This window comes from Vibrio sp. R11-SG3-ISO9 (assembly GCF_059834255.1).
In genome coordinates this window covers 402,006-420,314 of the sequence record NZ_JCBDGU010000056.1, presented here as the reverse complement: position 1 = coordinate 420,314, position 18,309 = coordinate 402,006, and the positions used below count along the sequence as shown (strand labels likewise).

At 46.7% G+C, this 18,309-nt stretch carries 14 protein-coding genes; 7 read left to right on the top strand and 7 right to left on the bottom strand.

All coding sequences use genetic code 11. The annotated features are described in order from the left end of the window. Positions 1-3: 3 nt before the first annotated feature. The 4 genes from AC6R05_RS22810 to AC6R05_RS22795 all read right to left on the bottom strand — a co-directional run bounded on the left by AC6R05_RS22810 (position 4) and on the right by AC6R05_RS22795 (position 5,396). On the bottom strand, positions 4-675 hold the full coding sequence (locus AC6R05_RS22810; protein WP_500648745.1) for a transglutaminase-like cysteine peptidase: 672 nt from the start codon (positions 673-675) through the stop codon (positions 4-6). A 62-nt stretch (positions 676-737) separates the two neighbouring features. Next, complete coding sequence (locus AC6R05_RS22805) at positions 738-2,129, bottom strand: HlyD family type I secretion periplasmic adaptor subunit (RefSeq protein WP_032553750.1); 1,392 nt, start codon at positions 2,127-2,129, stop codon at positions 738-740. Between the two features lie 111 nt (positions 2,130-2,240). Then, positions 2,241-3,530, bottom strand: coding sequence for a sigma-54-dependent transcriptional regulator (locus tag AC6R05_RS22800; RefSeq protein WP_500648797.1), 1,290 nt, complete (start codon positions 3,528-3,530; stop codon positions 2,241-2,243). A gap of 48 nt (positions 3,531-3,578) precedes the next feature. Beyond that, entirely contained in the window at positions 3,579-5,396 is a 1,818-nt protein-coding gene (locus tag AC6R05_RS22795) for a sensor histidine kinase (RefSeq protein WP_500648744.1), read from the bottom strand. A 166-nt stretch (positions 5,397-5,562) separates the two neighbouring features. Between AC6R05_RS22795 and pdxH the strand changes: the two genes are divergently transcribed. Further along, positions 5,563-6,198, top strand: a complete 636-nt coding sequence (gene pdxH, locus AC6R05_RS22790) for a pyridoxamine 5'-phosphate oxidase (protein WP_032553753.1) — start codon at positions 5,563-5,565, stop codon at positions 6,196-6,198. Positions 6,199-6,364: 166 nt separating this feature from the next. On the opposite strand, the gene AC6R05_RS22785 is transcribed toward pdxH, so the two are convergent. Both AC6R05_RS22785 and AC6R05_RS22780 read right to left on the bottom strand, forming a co-directional pair. After that, complete coding sequence (locus AC6R05_RS22785) at positions 6,365-7,099, bottom strand: helix-turn-helix transcriptional regulator (protein ID WP_500648743.1); 735 nt, start codon at positions 7,097-7,099, stop codon at positions 6,365-6,367. Between the two features lie 443 nt (positions 7,100-7,542). Further along, positions 7,543-9,372, bottom strand: a complete 1,830-nt coding sequence (locus AC6R05_RS22780; RefSeq protein ID WP_500648742.1) for an SUMF1/EgtB/PvdO family nonheme iron enzyme — start codon at positions 9,370-9,372, stop codon at positions 7,543-7,545. On the opposite strand from AC6R05_RS22780, the gene AC6R05_RS22775 reads away from it, so the two are divergent. Then, complete coding sequence (locus AC6R05_RS22775; protein WP_172974273.1) at positions 9,263-9,493, top strand: hypothetical protein; 231 nt, start codon at positions 9,263-9,265, stop codon at positions 9,491-9,493. The genes AC6R05_RS22780 and AC6R05_RS22775 overlap by 110 nt on opposite strands. 22 nt (positions 9,494-9,515) lie before the next feature. Here the strand turns inward: AC6R05_RS22775 and AC6R05_RS22770 are convergent, their stop codons facing one another. Then, positions 9,516-10,619: a PEGA domain-containing protein gene (locus AC6R05_RS22770; RefSeq protein WP_500648741.1), complete on the bottom strand. Its 1,104-nt coding sequence runs from the start codon at positions 10,617-10,619 to the stop codon at positions 9,516-9,518. Between the two features lie 469 nt (positions 10,620-11,088). On the opposite strand from AC6R05_RS22770, the gene AC6R05_RS22765 reads away from it, so the two are divergent. The 5 genes from AC6R05_RS22765 to AC6R05_RS22745 all read left to right on the top strand — a co-directional run bounded on the left by AC6R05_RS22765 (position 11,089) and on the right by AC6R05_RS22745 (position 18,288). Continuing rightward, on the top strand, positions 11,089-11,913 hold the full coding sequence (locus AC6R05_RS22765) for a helix-turn-helix domain-containing protein (protein ID WP_500648740.1): 825 nt from the start codon (positions 11,089-11,091) through the stop codon (positions 11,911-11,913). A gap of 185 nt (positions 11,914-12,098) precedes the next feature. Next, the gene (gene putA, locus AC6R05_RS22760; RefSeq protein ID WP_500648739.1) at positions 12,099-15,230 is read left to right on the top strand and encodes a bifunctional proline dehydrogenase/L-glutamate gamma-semialdehyde dehydrogenase PutA; all 3,132 of its coding nucleotides are present in this window, start codon (positions 12,099-12,101) and stop codon (positions 15,228-15,230) included. Between the two features lie 11 nt (positions 15,231-15,241). Further along, entirely contained in the window at positions 15,242-15,946 is a 705-nt protein-coding gene (locus AC6R05_RS22755; protein ID WP_150869799.1) for a 1-pyrroline-5-carboxylate dehydrogenase, read from the top strand. Positions 15,947-16,091: 145 nt separating this feature from the next. Beyond that, a complete protein-coding gene (putP, locus tag AC6R05_RS22750; RefSeq protein ID WP_150870339.1) occupies positions 16,092-17,582 on the top strand; it encodes a sodium/proline symporter PutP in 1,491 nt (496 codons plus the stop codon). 463 nt (positions 17,583-18,045) lie between these two features. Then, positions 18,046-18,288 carry a hypothetical protein gene (locus tag AC6R05_RS22745; protein ID WP_032553764.1) on the top strand — a complete coding sequence of 81 codons (243 nt, stop codon included), beginning with the start codon at positions 18,046-18,048 and terminating at the stop codon, positions 18,286-18,288. The last annotated feature ends 21 nt before the right edge of the window (positions 18,289-18,309 follow it).

Here is an 18,309-nt window from a genome sequence, read left to right as displayed (position 1 = left end):
TACCTACTCATCGTAATTGATAATGGGTTTGTTTAATTTTAGAGAGCGCTCGCGTGAACGAAGATCGTTCCACAAGCTCAATCTGGATGATTTACCTGCAAGCTGTCCGTTTCCTGCTGAAGACTTCATTAGCCATAGGTTTTTACCGTTAAAGCTGTATATCGGCAGTAAGTCTCTGCGAGTTGACGCTCGTTTAATTTCTGGATTCAAGTTATCCAAAATGACGGGTTCTGCGCTGGGCGTGGAGTAGTAAGCTAGTACCATGTGGAACTGATTCAGCTCCAACGCTTTGACGTAGACCAGTCTCAATTTTTTGTCGGGTACACCGAGTTCCAGTAGCGAAAAGTATTTAGCGATGGTGAAGTCTTCACAGTCGCCTGCATTACTTCCTAGAAACTCGAGTGGCGTAGCCCAGTAATCTTTTTTACCCCACAGCACGATGTCGTCGACGAAGTAGAGTTGGTTGAAGAATCGATTTACCGATTCCAATTTTTGCGTTTCACTTTGAGTGCTAAACTGGTCGATATTCGATCGCCATGTCTCCACGCGTTTAGCAGCCCTTTGACCATAGGTTTCAGAGACCGCACTCACCCAGCGCTGCTCAGTGGTGTTCAGTGCAAATGATGCACAAGACGATATCAATGCCAGCAACGCGACTGTGGAACGAATCTTCATTGGCAAACTGCCTTGTTACTGCGGCAGTTATCTGTGTAGAAAGGGGAAAACATCACACACCCTTACTCTTTCAATGCGTTGTTTTGAGCGCTAAGTATCGGCTTCAACATGTAATCTAGAACGGTTCTTTTACCCGTAATAATGTCAACCGATGCAGTCATGCCCGGAATAATTGGCAGCTCTTCGTTGTGCCCAAAGCTGTACTTTTCGGTGCGCACACGCACGATGTAAAAGCTGTTACCTTCTTCATCTTGAGTCGTATCGGCACTGATGTGCTCCAACACGCCCTCTAGACCACCATACTTGGTGAAGTCATAAGCACTAAACTTAACAATGGCTGGTAGCTCTGGACGTAAAAAGGCGATGTCTTGTGGCGCAATCTTGGCTTCTACAAGCAACGAATCTTCGGTAGGTACAATCTCAACAATGTCCATACCTGGCTGGATAACACCGCCAACGGTATTGATGCCTAAGGTTTTGACGGTACCTGTAACAGGGGAGATAACCACGGTTCGATTGACTCGGTCTTCTAGGCCAACAGCAGATTCGGTAAGAGCAGAGAGTTTATCTTGCGCTTGGTTAAGCTTCTCTTGCTGTTCTGAACGGAATTTAAGTGCTGCATCGACGCGGCTGAGCATAGACTCTTTGATTGCCGAGCGTAGTACAGGGATTTTTAGCTCGCTAGAGGTCAGCTCACGGCGCGTATCGTTCACTTGTCTCTGTAGTTTAAGAAGCTCGATACGCGGTACCACACCCTCATCAGCAAGCGGCTTGGTGATATCCAGTTCTTTGCGAGCAAAGTTGTAGCTTTGGCGCAGGTTATCGACACGGGCTCTCACCTCTACCAAGTCTTGCTGCTTCTGTTCAACTTGTTGTTCAAAAACAGAGAGTTGGTTACGAAGATTATTAAGGTCTTGGCGGTATTCGGCTTTCTGGCGCTGAATCAGATTAGGCTGTCGCTCAATAAACTGTGGTGGGAATGCCAGTTTGCCGTAGTTGAGTGTGACGCTCTGTTGCCAATTGTCGACAGAGAAGTTTTCGTCAATCACCACACTGGTCAAAGACGCAGAAAGCATTAGTACGCTTGCAGTCAGGTTGGCCACTTGTTGTTCGCGTTCGCGGAAGTCGGAACGGAAACGAGTATCATCGATAAGGAGTAGCTGCTGGCCTTTTTGTACCTGTTGGCCTTCCTTTACAAGGATCTCTTTCACCAAACCGCCCTCAAGGTTCTGGACTACTTGAATTTGAGAAGAGGGGATGACTTTGCCTTGGCCGACCGTGACTTTGTCAATCTCGGCCCAAGCCGCCCATCCGATCGCAGCAACAAAGAATAGAACGATAACCCACAGCATGATACGCGCGCTGGTTGGCGTATTGAGTAGCAGTGCCGCTGTTTTATCATCGACGTACTCAAGTTCGGTATCGTTCAGCTTGTTGTAACTTTTTTGGCTCATAACAATCCTTGTCTGCGAAATTTGGTGCAAGCCTATTGAGTGTATTCTTAGTTTTAAGAAATGTTAAGATCTTGTTCCCATAAAGCGTTGTATTTATAAATGTTTAATCACTCATCGGTTTTTGAAATCTGTTTTATCTAGTTGGTGCTTACGTAGTTTGTCATAAAGCGTTTTACGAGAGACTTGAAGCTCTTGTTGAACTTCTTTGAGCATGCCTTGATGACGATGTAAGGCTTCTATCAAAATGATTTGCTCAAAGTTGTCGGTACGTTCGCTAAGCGAGAGCTGTTTAATCGTCGTATCGAACGCCCCTTCATCTTCGCTACTCTTATCTTGTTCCTGATCCTCAGGCTGCTTTGCCTGTGTGAGTACTCTAAGCTCCGCTTCTTGGCGTAGTTGACGCAAGTTCTCAGGCCAAGGCTTGGCGACGAGCCTCTCTACATCTTGTTTGGTGATGATTGGGGGCGGCAGTTGATATCGACTTGCCGCACCTCGCGCGAAATGTTTAAACAGCGAACCAATGTCTTCGGGTCTTTTTACTAGTGGTAGCAGCTCAAACTGACGAAACTCCCCTTTAATTGTAGCGGGTACAGTCGTGGATGCGATAATGATACAAGTTGCATTTGAATTGCACTCGTTTTCATGAAGCAGCGTTGACTTTACTTGCTTAAACCACTCCCATTGCTGAGACATTAATACTTCTGTTTCATGTATATAGAGAGTTCCTCCACGGTGCTTAATGCACAGTTGCTTGAGGAACTCGCAAAAAGTCTCTTGATTCGATTTAGGTAGGTTGAACGCGGCTACAGGGTAGAGTTCCCCTCTCTGATGACTGTGTAAATCGTGAGTGTATTGCGCGGTAATTCGTTTACCTGTTCCGATGTCGCCTTTGAGAATGATCATCGGGTCCTTGCGGATGTCGAGAGTGATTAAATCTCGTCTTAACGCTACCATAGAGGGGGACTGACCAATCAGCTTAGGCCCGACATGGGTCTGCATCGCCAGCTCTTTACGCAGTAGGTTGTTCTCTTCAACCAGTGCTAATTTGTCTGCGGCTTTGTGAACCGCAGCCATTAAAGCGTCCACAACGAATGGTTTTTCAAGAAAATCACAAGCGCCCACCTTCATTGCGGTAACGGCTGTTTGAACGTCGCCATGACCCGTTAATACAATCACTTGAAAGTGCGGATTGTGTTTTAAGAGTTGTTCGGTAAATTGAATGCCGTCCATCACCGGCATATGTATATCGGTGATGACGACGCCCGCTTGGGTTAATGGGATTTGCTTGAGCGCTTCTACAGCGTTAGGAAAACAGCGAATTTCAATGCCTTCAATGAGCATTGCTTGTTCTACGGAATCTCGAATCGCAGGTTCGTCGTCAATAAAATAGAGTGCAGGCATGGTTGTCAAAGCGACATTCCTTGTTATCAGTCATTATCATCAGCACGCTTAATCAGTGCTTGAGGTGTTATTGCATGCGTTGTGCAAGGGAATTCTTAGTGAGAATACCATGCCACAAGGCTCGCGCCGCGTTGCGGTGATCGTGCCGTGATACGCTTCAATAATCCGCTTTGAGATCGATAGGCCAAGCCCTAGTCCCTCCGGTTTGGTGGTGAAGAAGGGATCAAAGAGTTGAGATAGCTTTGATTCCGGAAGGCCGACGCCATTGTCCCAAATATCCAGGACACAGGTTTCAGATTCCAACCGCCAATCTAGGCCGATCTGAGGGCTAGGTTGCTGGTGTAGAGCTTGGGCGGCGTTGTGGATTAAATTCACCAACACCTGCTCCAGCTCAGTCGGATGAATCGCGATCTGGATATCGTCACTGATTGAGGTCATGCGCAGCGTAATACCGTGTTTAATCAGTAGTGCACTTAAGATTCCCGTGGCATTGTTGACCGCTTGGTGAAGGTTGGCGGTATGATTCTCTTGTTTAGTCACCTTACGGGTAAAGACTTTTAAACGTGCAATAATGTCGGTGATGGATAGGTTAAGCGCTAGCATCTTTTCCAAGTTGCCTTTCACCATATCATCGCGCCCCATTTCAAGTAGCTTGAGGCTGTTTTCGCTGTAAGTTCTCAAGGCGGCTAGCGGTTGATTGATCTCGTGGTTGATGCTCGCAGAGAGTTCTCCCAATACCGCGAGTTTGGCGGTTTGTGTCAGCTCTTGTTCCGTCTGTTTGAGCTTACTTTGCGACTCTTGATACTGGTGTATGGTTTGTTGCAGCTGTTGGTTTGATTGTTGTAGGTAAAGAGTACGCTTATTAACCGTCTCTTCGAGCTTATGGTTGAGTGTAGTCAGCGCGACTTTGGCTTTGTAGGTTTGACGCCATGACCAAGCGATCAACAGCACTAGGCTATATATCACCAAGAATATCACGTCGATCTGCATGACTTTTTTCATCTCTGTGTCACGACCTTTAAGCGCGACGACTTGGTACTGCTGACTACTGGCCGCAGCAGGGTAGATGTTAAATGTCCCCATCCTGCTTAATTTCTCACTCGGCAAAGCGTTGTCGGCTTGTGGTAAATCGAGGAAGGCATCAATCAATGTGATCTTATCTAACCCATACTGACGCTGTTCGGCAATCTGCTGTTGCTGAATAGGGGTGAGCGGTTGAAGGGAGTGATAGAGCCAATGTGGCTGGCTTGATAAAAACACCACTTGGTTGTTGTCGAGCACCACAATATCGAACCCATCACTGGTTAGGATCTCTTCGATGTTTTCTAGGCTTACTTTTACCGTTAATACGCCAACAATCTCTTGTTTCACGTATAAAGGAGATGAGAGAAAGTAGCCGCGCACATTCGATCTTGCACCAAGCCCCACGTATTGCGAGCTGAGGCCATTTATCGCCTGACTGAAGTAGGGACGAAACGCAAAGTTCTCACCAACAAAGGTTTTTGGATCTTGATAGTTGCTTGATGCGACCACGGTACCGCTATCGTCATGGATGTAGATCGTGTCGGCTAAGCTCTGGTTGGCCCACTCTTCTAACAACAGGTTGAGCTGCTGAGCCGAGGTCTGCTCTGAAAAGTACCCAAGGATTCGAGGGTCGTGACTCAGGATTGCGGGCACCTGTTTGAACTTGGCGATCTCAGAGTCGAGTTGAAGATTGGCCTTGTTGGCGGCTTCTTGCAGCTGTTCACCAACCAGACGTTGCTGATATTGCTCTGCCAATAAGTGAGTAGCAGCAAAGCCCGCTGCACCCAATGACAGTGAAGCGATAACAAAAGGGGTGAAGAAACGGGATATTTTGTTGGCCAAGGTGAACTCAGAGCAGGTTGAAAGTGTATATAGATTAGCAACATGGCTATCAAAGTACCGAGATCTTGTTAACACCGAATCCAAGAGATAGCACAATCGGCTACCACAGACTTGTATTTCCCTATGCGAAAGCGCAGAATCACAAAAAATGAAAAGGAGCAACGAAATGGAACTGAAAGATATTCGCCGTGAATATGCTCAGGGTGGATTGAGACGCAAAGACTTAGCGGCTGATCCGATTGACCAATTTAATCTTTGGCTTGAGCAGGCTATTGAAGCCAAACTTACCGACCCAACTGCGATGACAGTTGCGACGGTCGATAAGGACGGCCAACCTTTTCAGCGCATTGTGTTGCTTAAGAATGTCGATCAACAAGGTTTCGTTTTCTACACAAACCTTGGCAGCCGCAAAGCGCAGCAGCTAGAGCACAACAGCAAGATCAGCTTGCACTTCCCATGGCACCCACTAGAGCGCCAAGTGCACATCACTGGTACCGCAGAGAAGTTGAGTGCTGTGGAGAACATGAAGTACTTCTCTTCTCGTCCAAAAGAGAGCCAACTGGCGGCAATCGCAAGTAAGCAAAGCAGCCGCATTTCTGCACGTGGCATCTTGGAAGGCAAGTACTTAGAACTTAAACAGAAGTTTGCTAAGGGTGAGATCCCAGTACCGAGCTTCTGGGGTGGTTTCCGTGTTCGAGTAGACAGCATTGAGTTCTGGCAAGGTGGTGAACATCGCTTACACGACCGTTTCTTGTTCTCTCGTCAAGATAACCGTTGGGATATCGATCGACTTGCGCCGTAGTTAGGCGTTCCGAGTTTACCAAGGCTAAATACTTAAACACCGCGCTGTAATCTTCAAAGATTGGCGCGGTGTTTTTTTATGGCTTTTGAAATGAGGTGGAAGAGAGATAAAAGCCAGTGATCATTAACCGTTGTGAGTCATATTGGGTGGTTGATGAGTATCATGGTTAACTGGTTGTCGTCACTTCACTGTGCAGCACCACTGAAATCTGCCGATTGAGCAAGCTCTCTGGAATGACAGAACCAAGGCCAGAGTCCAGTGCAAACTCAATCAATTGGCTTTTACTGTTGGCATCGAACTTTTGCTTAAGGCGTGCCACGTGACCCTCTACGGTTTTGATCGAAATCGTCAGAATCTGCGCAATGTACTGAGGCTTCTTTCCAAACAGCAGCAAAAACAGCACTTCGGATTCGCGAGCTGTGAGCTTCTTATTGAGCTTTGATTGTCTAGGCTCTGAACCAGCAATCGAGCCATCACTCTTCTTGGCACTGGTCGCTTGGCAAACCCAGTGACCCACCTCCAAAATGGCAGTATCAGTCAGCTCTTGGCCATAGAATATCGTTCCCTGCACCTCGCCATCATCATCTAACCAAGGCGTTTTGGTAAAAATATGGGCGTGCCAACGGCCGTCAGGATATGGGTGAATATCTAGAATTTTTAAAGTCTTACGTGTTTCCATCACGTATTTATCTTGCGCTCTGAAGTCTTGCGCACATTCCGTTGTTTGGCTTGGCATATCGAAGTCTGTCAAACCTGCGCTGTTTTGGTTGTCGGTCAAACCGATCAGTCGATTGTAGGCTTGGTTAGCATAAACAAAGACAGAGTCAGTATCTTTGCATCCCCAGCAGCCCGGCAACTGTTCAAACAGAGAGCGTTGTATTGAGTTAAGTGTTTTCGACAAAATATTATCTCAGTTTCGGAACTAAGTTAATGATATCAGTTTCTTATAACGCTGTATTGTAAATTCATGGAAGCGTCCCGAAACGATGATCAAGGGAAGAATGATCAAGGATAGGGAGCGGGATGAGTATCTGGGTATCGCGAGTTGATCCGCCACAGCATATTTTAAGCAAAAAAAAGCCAGCCTGAAGACGGGCTGGCTAAAGACAAGATCTGCCTTGTCGACGTGTAGAAGATTTCAGATTAATTCACGAGGGTCATGCAAATTAACCTGAGGTATCAGTGAGATACCCAGAGTGACTTACTACTCTGTCGACAAATTTACTCCTAGGAGTGCGAATGCATAAGGGGGGAATTCCCCTATAAACAAGACTCAACACGACAAATGAGAAGTGAGAGCCCTGTTTTGTGAGAGGGGGAGTCGAGAAGTTAGTAATCGAGAGCCTATAACTCTCGTAATACTCTGAAGCCTAAGTGGTTGGCTGCTGTTGTCGGTGGAACGTAGAGTTCATTGAAAACTTTAGCTTCTTCAGGAGAGAAGCTCCATGCTCCCCCCTTAGCGATGCCTTTGTGATTGGTTGTCCACTCCCATACATTGCCTACCATGTCGTAGAACCCTGTTGGGGTCGGTAAGAATGATTTCACTGGCGAAGTGCTGATGTTTGACCATGGTGTTCCTGCCCAGCCAGTATTCGCTTTGCCTGAGCGGAACTCGTTACCCCACCAGAAATTGGTGTCTTGGCCTGCACGTGCTGCCGCTTCCCACTCCTGCGGTGTAGGTAGACGATAGGTAAAGCCTGTTTTTTTAGATAACCAACGCGTGTAGGCCTTGGCGTCGTTTTGACTAACACAAACCACAGGTGAGCTGTCAGTTTGCTTAAAGCCAGGATTTCGCCAGTAACTATTCGATACGGCAGTGATCTCGGTATTGACGAAGGTATCACAGGTGTTCATCAGCTCGGCATCTGTTTGGTAGCCAGTACTGTCGATGAAGGCTTTGAAATCTTGAACTCGGGTTGGTGTGGCCGCTAATGCAAATGGCTTTTTGATCGTCACTTGCTTAGCATTGTTCTCACCTAGCAGGTAACGACCCGCACCGACGACGATCATCTCTGGGCTCTGGCTATCATCACCCATAGGATCAGCAAACTTACTACCGACGTTGAGTGTGTTTTGCTTGGCTTGCAATACAGCTCTTAGGTTGTGGTCGCGAGCAATTTTAAGTTCTTGATGGAAAGAGAGGTACCCCTCTTTTTCAATCGTCACCATGTGCTGGCCAGTCGGTAACATGACTTCAACGGGTGTACTGCCGTAGTTAACACCATTGATTGATACCTTGTCGTTGTACTGGTTTGAACGGACCACCAAGTTAACCCAAGCGACCTCTTTTTGCTGATCATCGGCTTTCTGGTCAGTTTCTGTAAAGCAGTGAGATGATTGTATCCCAAGCAGGCGACAAGGGGTGTTCTTGTCTGGGCGAGTTTCTAGGTTTGCTGTGATGTTTGCTTGGTAGCGGTTTTCGGCACCAAAACCTGAACTTGTCACTTTGTGTTGTAGAACGTGAATGTTTAGCGATGTCGATGCCAAATGCTCTTTTGCTGTCTTTGATTCTGTCGCGTTGTCGATCACACTGTTTTGGAACTGTTCAACGGCCTTTTGAAGCGCCAATGTCACCGTTTGCTCCGAGCATTGCGCTAGTGTCATGTCATCGCTGCAGCGATTGGTAAAGCTAACCGTCTTCTCTTCGGTTTTGGTGATCTCACTTCTGAGTCGATCGGCTCTCGCTCTTAGTTTTCCTTTGTCCAGATCCGCAATTGAAGTTTCAATCGAACTCTTTTCGGCTTGGAAGGCCTCTAGTTCCATCATTAACGCTTGTTGTTTTTGCTCAGAATCAGAAACAGCCAGTTTCCCCTCTTTTACCGATTTCCAAGCATCTTGAAATCGGTTTTGAGCTGGCGATATATCGAAATCAGGCTCATCAATCATGCGGCTGTAATCTTGCTCTAAACTTGCTTTCGCTGTCGCAAGCTTTTGCTGTGATTGTTCAGATAACTTGGTAAGGCGGACCACTTGCTCTGTTTGATTGTCAACTTGGTTCTGTTTGTCGGCAATCTTCTTTTCGACTGCTGCCAAATCGGCATGTTTTTCGAAAAGTGAGCTTTCTATGTCGATAACAGATGTAGTGACAGCGGGTGATGTCGCTTCTGCCAAAATAGCGGGTGCCATTAAGCTAGGAGCGAGTGCAAACAGTAGAGTGGGTAAACCTTGGCGCATGATGGGCTACTTCATTCGTAAAATGGGTGAATCAAATGTTTTAGCGAAAGCCATGTTGGCTGCAGTTGAGTCGTATCACTATCAACACAATGGAGAGTTTTACATCGGCTTAGCTCTATAAAGCGCTAAGCCGATAGGCAGGTTTAGCTTTCCTTGTTTGGAAGAAGCTTAACCCAGATAGTATCGCTGCCGTTGATCGTCACTGTGCGGTTGTAAGACTCGTAACCTTGCTTTGAAACTGTTACTTGGTGACGACCGCTTGGTAGCGCAACTTGCAGTGGTGTGCTGCCATACTTGATGCCATTAATCGTAACAGAGTCGTTGTACTGGTCAGAACGAACGGTCACGTTAGCCCATTGCTTATTGTTTTTGCTAGTCACAGCTGCGTCGCTGCCTGTTAAACAGTAGCGTGTTGATACGTTCAGCAGGTTACATGCAGCAATTGCTTCAGGTTTAGCTTGTAGCTGAGCTTGCATCTGCATGAAGTATGAGTTGTTACCAGAGAAGCCACTCTTGATTGGTTGGCTGTCTTGAACATGGATATTGAGTTGAACACCTTGCAAGTTCTGCTTCGCTAATGTGCTTTCTGTGAGCTGCTCAAGCAACTGGCTCTTGAACGTCTGTACCGCTTTTTGGTTGGTTAGGTATTTACCCTGAGCAGTACACTCACCTAGCGTCATTGTTGAGGCACAAGTCGTGGTGTAGCTGGTTTCTAGAACGGCGCTTTCGCGTAGCTCTGTTGCAATGCGTTTTACACGTGCTTCAACTTTTAGCTCTTTTAGATTGGCCAGCTCGTTGTTCATGCGAGCCTGCTTTTGCTTAATCTGAGAGAGGTGAATTTCGCTCTCGTTGATCGCTTGTTGGTTGTCTAGCTGAGCCGATTGATTTTCTTTAACGGCTGCCCACGCATCTTGGTAGCTTTTCTGGAAAGAGATAAGATCGGTTTCTGGGTCTTCAAGTAGACGGCTGTACTGTTTATCGAGTGCAGACTTGGCTCTGTTACGTTTTGCCTTGAGTTCTTCACCCTCACGCACCAATTTGCTGTTGTTGTTTTGTAGCTCTTTTAGCTTCTCAGCAGCCGATACTTGGGTTTCTGAAATACGCTCAATGTCTGAGTTTTTCTCAGTGAGTTTTGCATCGATAGCTGAAACGGGATCGACTTGATTCAGTTCTTCAGCTGATACCGATGCAGATACCCAAAGAGGGGATAGCGCAAGCAAAAGCGCTGAAATTCGAAAGTTAGTCATAGGTCCCTGCAACTTATAGATTGAAATTGGCTCGTTGATACGGTGTCTACTTCCTAGTTGTAAGTCACTAGATTATTAGCAATTAACACAGTACCCGACTTTATACCGTTTTATTCCCTTTCAATCTACCGAAATGGGTAGACTTATTACTAATTTTTATAAACTGAAGGTGATTTATTTGAGCTATATACGAAAATCTCTTGCGATGTCCTATCGATTAGATTCTCAATGATGAGTCACACCAAGAAGCGCTGGTGGCTTGTTTTACATAAGTCGCTCAAAGTTGGTTTTACACTCCCCGTAGTTTGTACACTCTTGATCATCTTTCCGGAGGCATGATCACCGTGATCGCAAGAATGATCTTGTGGCGATTACCTGTGCTAAATGACTCTCATGATCATTTACAAATTCATCTTGAGCTAAAATCAGAGTATTATCCCCGATCTGTGACTATCAAAACTGTTTCGACATGCCAAAATTACCCATCATGCCCAACCTCGATCTTTCACCGCTAGGCTTATCAGACCCTCGTCCTGCTGAGATCGTGACTTTGCCATCTCATATGGATTGTCACGAGCACCAATATTCGCAAGTGGTGATCGGGCTTAAAGGTCAAGCTGAGTTCGAAGTTAGCGGTAAGGGTAATTTAGTCGGGCCTGGTCAAGGCTGTGTAGTAACGGCTTGCTCTGATCATGCTTTCGGTGGCGTGGTGGGGCAGTCTGATATCTTGGTGTTGAACATGCCTATGCCAAGTAATGATGACCCATTGATGTTAGAGAAGATCAATCAGCTTGCGTCATCTAACGTTTACTTCCAGTTGGACGGGCAGATCCAAAAGCTGATTCAGATGCTTGTGCAGGAGATGCAAGCAAGTCCGGACGATCTGCTATTAAGCCGAGCTTGTAATGACACGGTGATCGCGCTTTTACAACGCCATATCTCTGAGTTTGAAACATCCGTTAAAGAGTCACGCTTTGACCTTGAAGCGCTGGATCGCTACATCGAACAGCATTTAGCAAATAAAATCTCAGTGGCGCAATTGGCTGGTAGTGTGTTCTTAGGTGAAAGTCAGTTCCATATGCTGTTTAAAGAGCAGATGGGCATCACTCCACACCAGTACGTATTAGGTAAGCGAATCGACCGCGCTCGCCGTTTAATTGAGCAAGGCAACCTCAGCCTTGGTCAGGTAGCAGAGCTGGCAGGCTTCTCTGGTCAGTCGGCATTTACCCATACTTTTTCCCGCCTTCAGGGGATGTCACCATCTCAATACAAAAAGCAAATAACTGTTAAATAGTGAAACAAAACGGCACATTCGTTTGAAGTTTCATATGTGATGATGTTTTTGTTTTGTTAATAAACCCAGTTTTTAGCAAAAAACTCGGAGTTTTTGACAAGTATTCCTTATATACTCTCAATACACTGCAGCCATTGTAGAAATCTCGGACGTTTTTTGTTCGGGTGTGAGATTAAGGAAAACGCATGTTTACAGCTACTGATGTGTTAAAACCAGAGTTCAACGAGCAATCGCTTGGTGAGCTGTGGTCGCTTATCTCACCATTATATATGGTGGATGAAACCCAATGGCTAGAGCAGCTTCTGCCGCTAGCTACGCCTTCTGAGTCTGAAAAGCAACAAATCGCGGACAAGACAACCTCGCTTATCGAAACGATTCGTGCAGACAAAACATCGATTCAAATGATCGATGCACTGCTGCTTGAATACAGTCTAGATACGCAAGAAGGTATTTTGTTGATGTGTCTTGCTGAAGCACTGATGCGTATCCCTGATGCTGCAACTGCGGATGCATTGATTCGTGACAAGCTAAGCGTTGCTGACTGGAAATCTCACCTGAAGAATTCTGACTCTGTGTTTGTGAATGCATCCACTTGGGGTCTAATGCTTACGGGCAAGGTTGTGGGCCTTTCATCAAATGAGCAGAGCCCAACACAGGCGGTAAACCGTCTAGTAAACAAGCTTTCTGAGCCGGTGATTCGTAAAGCGATGCACCAAGCGATGAAGGTAATGGGTCATCAGTTTGTTTTGGGTCGCAGCATTGCTGAGGCACAAAAGAACGGCAAACCTATGCGTGACAAAGGCTTTACCTATTCATACGACATGCTAGGTGAAGCGGCATTGACGACTGCAGACGCAAACAAGTACTTCAAAGATTACCTAATGGCGATTGAAGCTGTAGGTCGAGACACTTATGTTTCATCAAAATCTAGCCCTGCACCATCAGTATCTATCAAGCTTTCTGCACTGCACCCACGTTACGAAGTAGCGAATGAAGAGCGTGTTCTGACAGAGCTTTGCGACACGCTAGAGCAGTTACTGCGCCGCGCGATCGAGCTTGATGTTGCGATTACCATCGATGCTGAAGAAGCAGACCGTTTAGAGCTTTCTCTAAAACTGTTCGAGAAACTTTACCGCAGCGAACTAGTAAAAGGCTGGGGTAAATTTGGTCTGGTTATTCAAGCGTACTCTAAGCGTGCACTTCCGGTATTGGTGTGGCTGAACCGCTTAGCAAAAGAGCAGGGCGATCTGATCCCACTGCGTTTGGTAAAAGGTGCGTACTGGGATAGCGAAATCAAATGGTCGCAACAAGCTGGCTTTGATAACTACCCGGTTTACACACGCAAAGAAGCAACCGATGTTGCTTACCTAGCCTGTGCACGTTACCTACTGAGCCCAAGTGTTCGTGGCAACATCTTCCCGCAGTTTGCGAGCCACAACGCACACACTGTGTCTGCTATTGCTGTAATGGCTGACCACAAAGATTTTGAATTCCAACGCCTGCACGGTATGGGGGATTCCCTGTACAACCACGCGATGGAAGCTTACCAACAGTCAGTGCGTATTTACGCGCCAGTTGGTAGCCATAAGGATCTACTTCCTTACCTAGTTCGTCGTCTGCTAGAAAATGGTGCGAACAGCTCGTTTGTACACCGCTTGGTGGATGCACGCTGTCCTGTGGCAGAACTAACGCAACACCCAGTGGACATGCTTCTAGCGTTCGATACGCTGAACAACACTAAGATTCCACTGCCACCATCTGTGTTCCCAGAGCGTAAAAACTCTTACGGTGTCAACATTGATATCGAAAGTGAAGCGCACAGTTTTGAAGAACAAGTAAAAGGCTTCTTGGATAAACAGTGGACGGCTGGCCCGATCATCAACGGTGAAGCTCTTGCCGAGAGCATGATCAAGGCTGATCAGAATGTTGAGCAAGTAACAGCACCATACGATCGTCGTATCAATGTTGGTCAGGTGGCTTTCGCAAACCTTGATCATGTTTCCGAAGCGATCAGCGGCGCAGACGCGGCGTTCGCAGATTGGAATGCGACTTCTGTTGAAGTTAAAGCTGCGGCTCTTGAGAAGTTGGCTGACCTGATGGAAGAGAACCTTGCTGAGCTGGTGGCAATCTGTCATCAAGAAGCGGGTAAGACAATTCACGATAGCATTGATGAAGTACGTGAAGCGGTCGACTTCTGTCGTTACTACGCAAAACAGGCAGACAACCTACAAGAATTTGAACTGAAAGGCTTTGATGGCCAAGTTCGTTTGGCATCTCGCCAAGGTCGTGGTGTGTTTGTATGTATCAGCCCTTGGAACTTCCCACTGGCGATCTTCCTTGGTCAAATTACAGCTGCATTAGTTGCAGGTAACACTGTCGTTGCAAAACCAGCAGAGCAAACCAGCTTAATCGCTGCTCGCGCAGTTGAGTTGATGCAACAAGCTGGCTTCCCGGCAGGCACAATTCAGCTTCTACCGGGTCGCGGTGCAGAAATCGGTAGCGCACTAACTAGCCACGATGCGATTGCAGGTGTGGCGTTTACAGGCTCTACACCAACCGCTCAGCGTATCAACGTGTCATTGGCAAGTCGTACAGCTAAACCTGTTCCATTTATCGCGGAAACAGGCGGCCAGAATGCGATGATCGTCGACAGTACGGCGCTTCCAGAGCAGGTAGTACGTGATGTTATTCGTTCAGCGTTTGCTTCTGCAGGTCAGCGTTGTTCAGCACTACGTGTGCTTTACATCCAAGAAGACATTGCTGATCGCGTTGTCGCTCTTATCCAAGGTGCGATGAACGAGTTGAGTGTTGGTATTCCACACCTACACAAGACTGACGTTGGCCCTGTTATCGACAGCAATGCGAAACAGAAGCTAATGGCTCACCTTGAGAACATGACTCAAACGCAGAAGCGTGTTGCTCAACTAACCCTAGGTGACGCGTGCGAACACGGTGACTTCGTGCCACCAAGCGCTTTTGAGATCAACGATATTAGCTGCCTAACTGAAGAGCAGTTTGGCCCTGTGCTGCACATTGTTCGTTACAAAGCGAGCGAGCTGGCGCAAGTGGTTGAACAGATAAACCAAACAGGCTTCGGACTGACTATGGGTATTCATAGTCGTAACGAAACCACTTACCGTTGGATTGAAAAACACGTTCGCGTGGGTAACTGCTACATCAACCGTGACCAAGTTGGTGCGGTGGTAGGCGTTCAACCATTCGGTGGTCAAGGTTTATCAGGAACAGGACCGAAAGCGGGTGGACCACACTACCTATACCGCTTTACCGATGTTTACTTTTCTCAAGCGCAGGCATAAGGAGCGATATCATGGTTCATCAAGTGACAGGTTTTTCCGATGCATTTCAAGCGTGGGAACAGTGGAACCTAACCGATTTTGATCACAAGAGTGCTCAAATTCTGGCATTAAAATCTGAGATCGAGAGTCAATCAGCGCCATTAGCGGCGGTTGCTGGCTATCACATCGAACAGGCTTCTTCTCTGTTAGCTGAAGAGCACCTACTTGTAGGTCCTACGGGCGAAACGAATGAGCTATATGCGGCAGGCCGTGGTGTAGCTTTGGTTATCGTTGATGAGACTCAAGATTCATTACCAAAGCTGCAAACGGCAACGGCAATGCTGACGGCTGCGCTTGTTGCAGGTAACAGCGTGATTGTGTGTAGTGATGATACTCAGTTCAATACTCTGATTGCGGATGCAGCAAAACAAGCGAATCTGCCATCAAACCTTGTTCAAACGACATCGTTCGATGCGTCTCAGCAACTGCTTGCTTGCGATGTTCGTAGCGTGGCGTATGTGGGCAATCCACAAACTGAACAAGCGATTAATTTACAACTTGCTAAGCGAGACGGCGCTATCGTCGGTTTAGTGTCTGAAACGGATCTGACGGCAATGCATGTTGCTCACGATCCACACCTATCGTTGCGCTTTATTACTGAGCGTACACGAACCATAAATATAACAGCCGTGGGTGGTAATGCGACCTTGCTTGAGCTTGGGAGCGAAGCCCACTAACCTTCAACACCACTGATGACTGGAGGCAGCTTCGGTTGTGTCGTGATATCAGGAACCCTATCTGACTAAACTTGGCCAACATTGTGTTGGCTAAGTTTTATTGGCTAGGCATGGAAGGATTTTTCTAAATGAGGACTATCAAATGATAGAAAACAGTTTTGCAATAACATCAACGTTCATTGCGTATCTAATTATGATGCTGGCAATCGGGGTTATTGCTTACAAACGTACATCTAACTCAACTGACTACTTTCTTGGTGGTCGTGCACTAGGCCCTTGGCCTGCAGCACTTTCTGCTGGTGCGTCGGATATGAGTGGTTGGCTACTACTAGGTCTGCCTGGCTACGCGTATGCAGCAGGTTTTGAAGCTTTCTGGTTGGCTGGTGGCCTACTAGTTGGTACTTGGGCCAACTGGTTAATCAGTGCCAAGCGTCTGCGTACTTACAGCATTACAACAGATGCATTGACTCTGCCTGAGTTCCTAGCTCGTCGTTTCAATGATACGTCTAAGCTGATCCAAACAATTTCTGCTTTCTTCATTCTTCTCTTCTTCCTTTTCTACACGAGCTCAGGCTTGGTAGCGGGCGGTAAGTTGTTTGAAACAGTATTTGGCTTAGACTACACCACAGCGGTTATCATCGGCACAGTATGTGTTGTGTCCTACACGCTATTTGGTGGCTTCCTTGCGGTATCTTGGACTGACCTTGTTCAGGGCCTATTGATGTCTGCAGCGCTGCTTATCGTGCCTATCGCAGCGATGAACGGCGGCCTTGGTCAACTGTCTAGCGACCTACACAACATCAACCCAGAGCTGCTAACGCTATGGAATGATGCGAAAGGTGAGCCTCTATCTGCGATTGCAATCATCTCTCTAGCGGCATGGGGTCTAGGTTACTTCGGTCAACCACACATCTTAGCGCGTTTCAAAGCAACACGTACTAACAAAGACCTAGGCACTGCGCGTCGTATCGCAGTGGTATGGACTGCACTGTCTATGGCTGGTGCGATGCTAGTAGGTCTAGTGGGTCTAATCTACGTAACCAACTCTGGTGCACCTAAACTGGATGACGGCGAGAAGATCTTCATGCTTCTTGTGAACGCAATGTTCCACCCAGTAATCGCGGGTATTCTACTGGCAGCTATCCTAGCGGCAATCATGAGTACTGCGGATTCACAACTTCTTGTATCTTCATCTGCAATGGCAGAAGACTTGTACAAGCAAGTACTGAAGAAAGACGCGACATCTGAAGAGATTGTACGTGTAGGTCGTTTTGCAGTTGTGATTATCTCACTTATCGCACTGTTCCTAGCGATGACACCAGACAGCTCTGTTCTTGGTCTTGTATCTTACGCGTGGGCAGGCTTCGGTGCTGCATTTGGTCCAGCTATCGTACTTAGCCTGTACTGGTCTCGTATGAACCGTAACGGCGCTCTAGCGGGTATCGTTGTGGGTGGTGTGACTATCGTAATGTGGAAACAGCTAACAGGTGGTTGGTTTGACGTGTATGAAATCGTACCGGGCATCATCTTCTCAGCTATCTCTATCGTAGTTGTGAGCCTAATTACTGGTGAGCCAGAAGAGTCAGTTAAGAAGCAACACGAGAAGTTTGAAAAGCAATTAGTTGAACTAGACTAATTCTTCACACGCCAATCTATTGAAACAAAGAGTCACTTCGGTGGCTCTTTTTTTGTGCCTGAATATCATCATGCCACCACAACCTTGTTCTCCAAGACACCGCTCGTAGAGAGGCGATAGAAAGCTGTGGTTTGTTTATAGCTCTGAGCTCATTGTCTTTTCTTAAAAGCTCAATAAAAGAATGCATGGCAGATGTCTCAAACTAACAGAATGGCTATTTAGAATTGTCTTTGCGATGACTTTCTGAGCAAGTTTACATTGTAAATTATCGCCGCTTTGTGACTGAGTTTTTCATAGGATTGAATGAAGACTAAGCTCGCCTTGCTTCAAAAAACCGTTTACCGATACGGTGTTTTTTTGAACTTAGCCCTCATTTTTATAAATCATACGGTGAATGTTTGAACTGAATTGGACATGATATGTCAATTGTCAGTAATGAGGACAAGCCGGATAGGATAAAGGTATGCCAGATCTATATTGCAAAACGTGTAAGAAAACCACTCACCACAAGTCGATCATGAAGCGCTGTGAGATCGCACCGGAAACCTTATCAGGTCGTATGTTATTGCTTACCTCAAAACTGTTCAGTGGCACTCAGTACTATGATATGGAAGTTCAACACTTTTGCAGAACGTGCAACAGCCGAGCAGAAGAGCTTCCTAAGAAAGAGAGCGAAAGTGTCGCTCCGCAAGTTGGGTTAGCTTAGCTTTTCGCTGTAGATACCTAG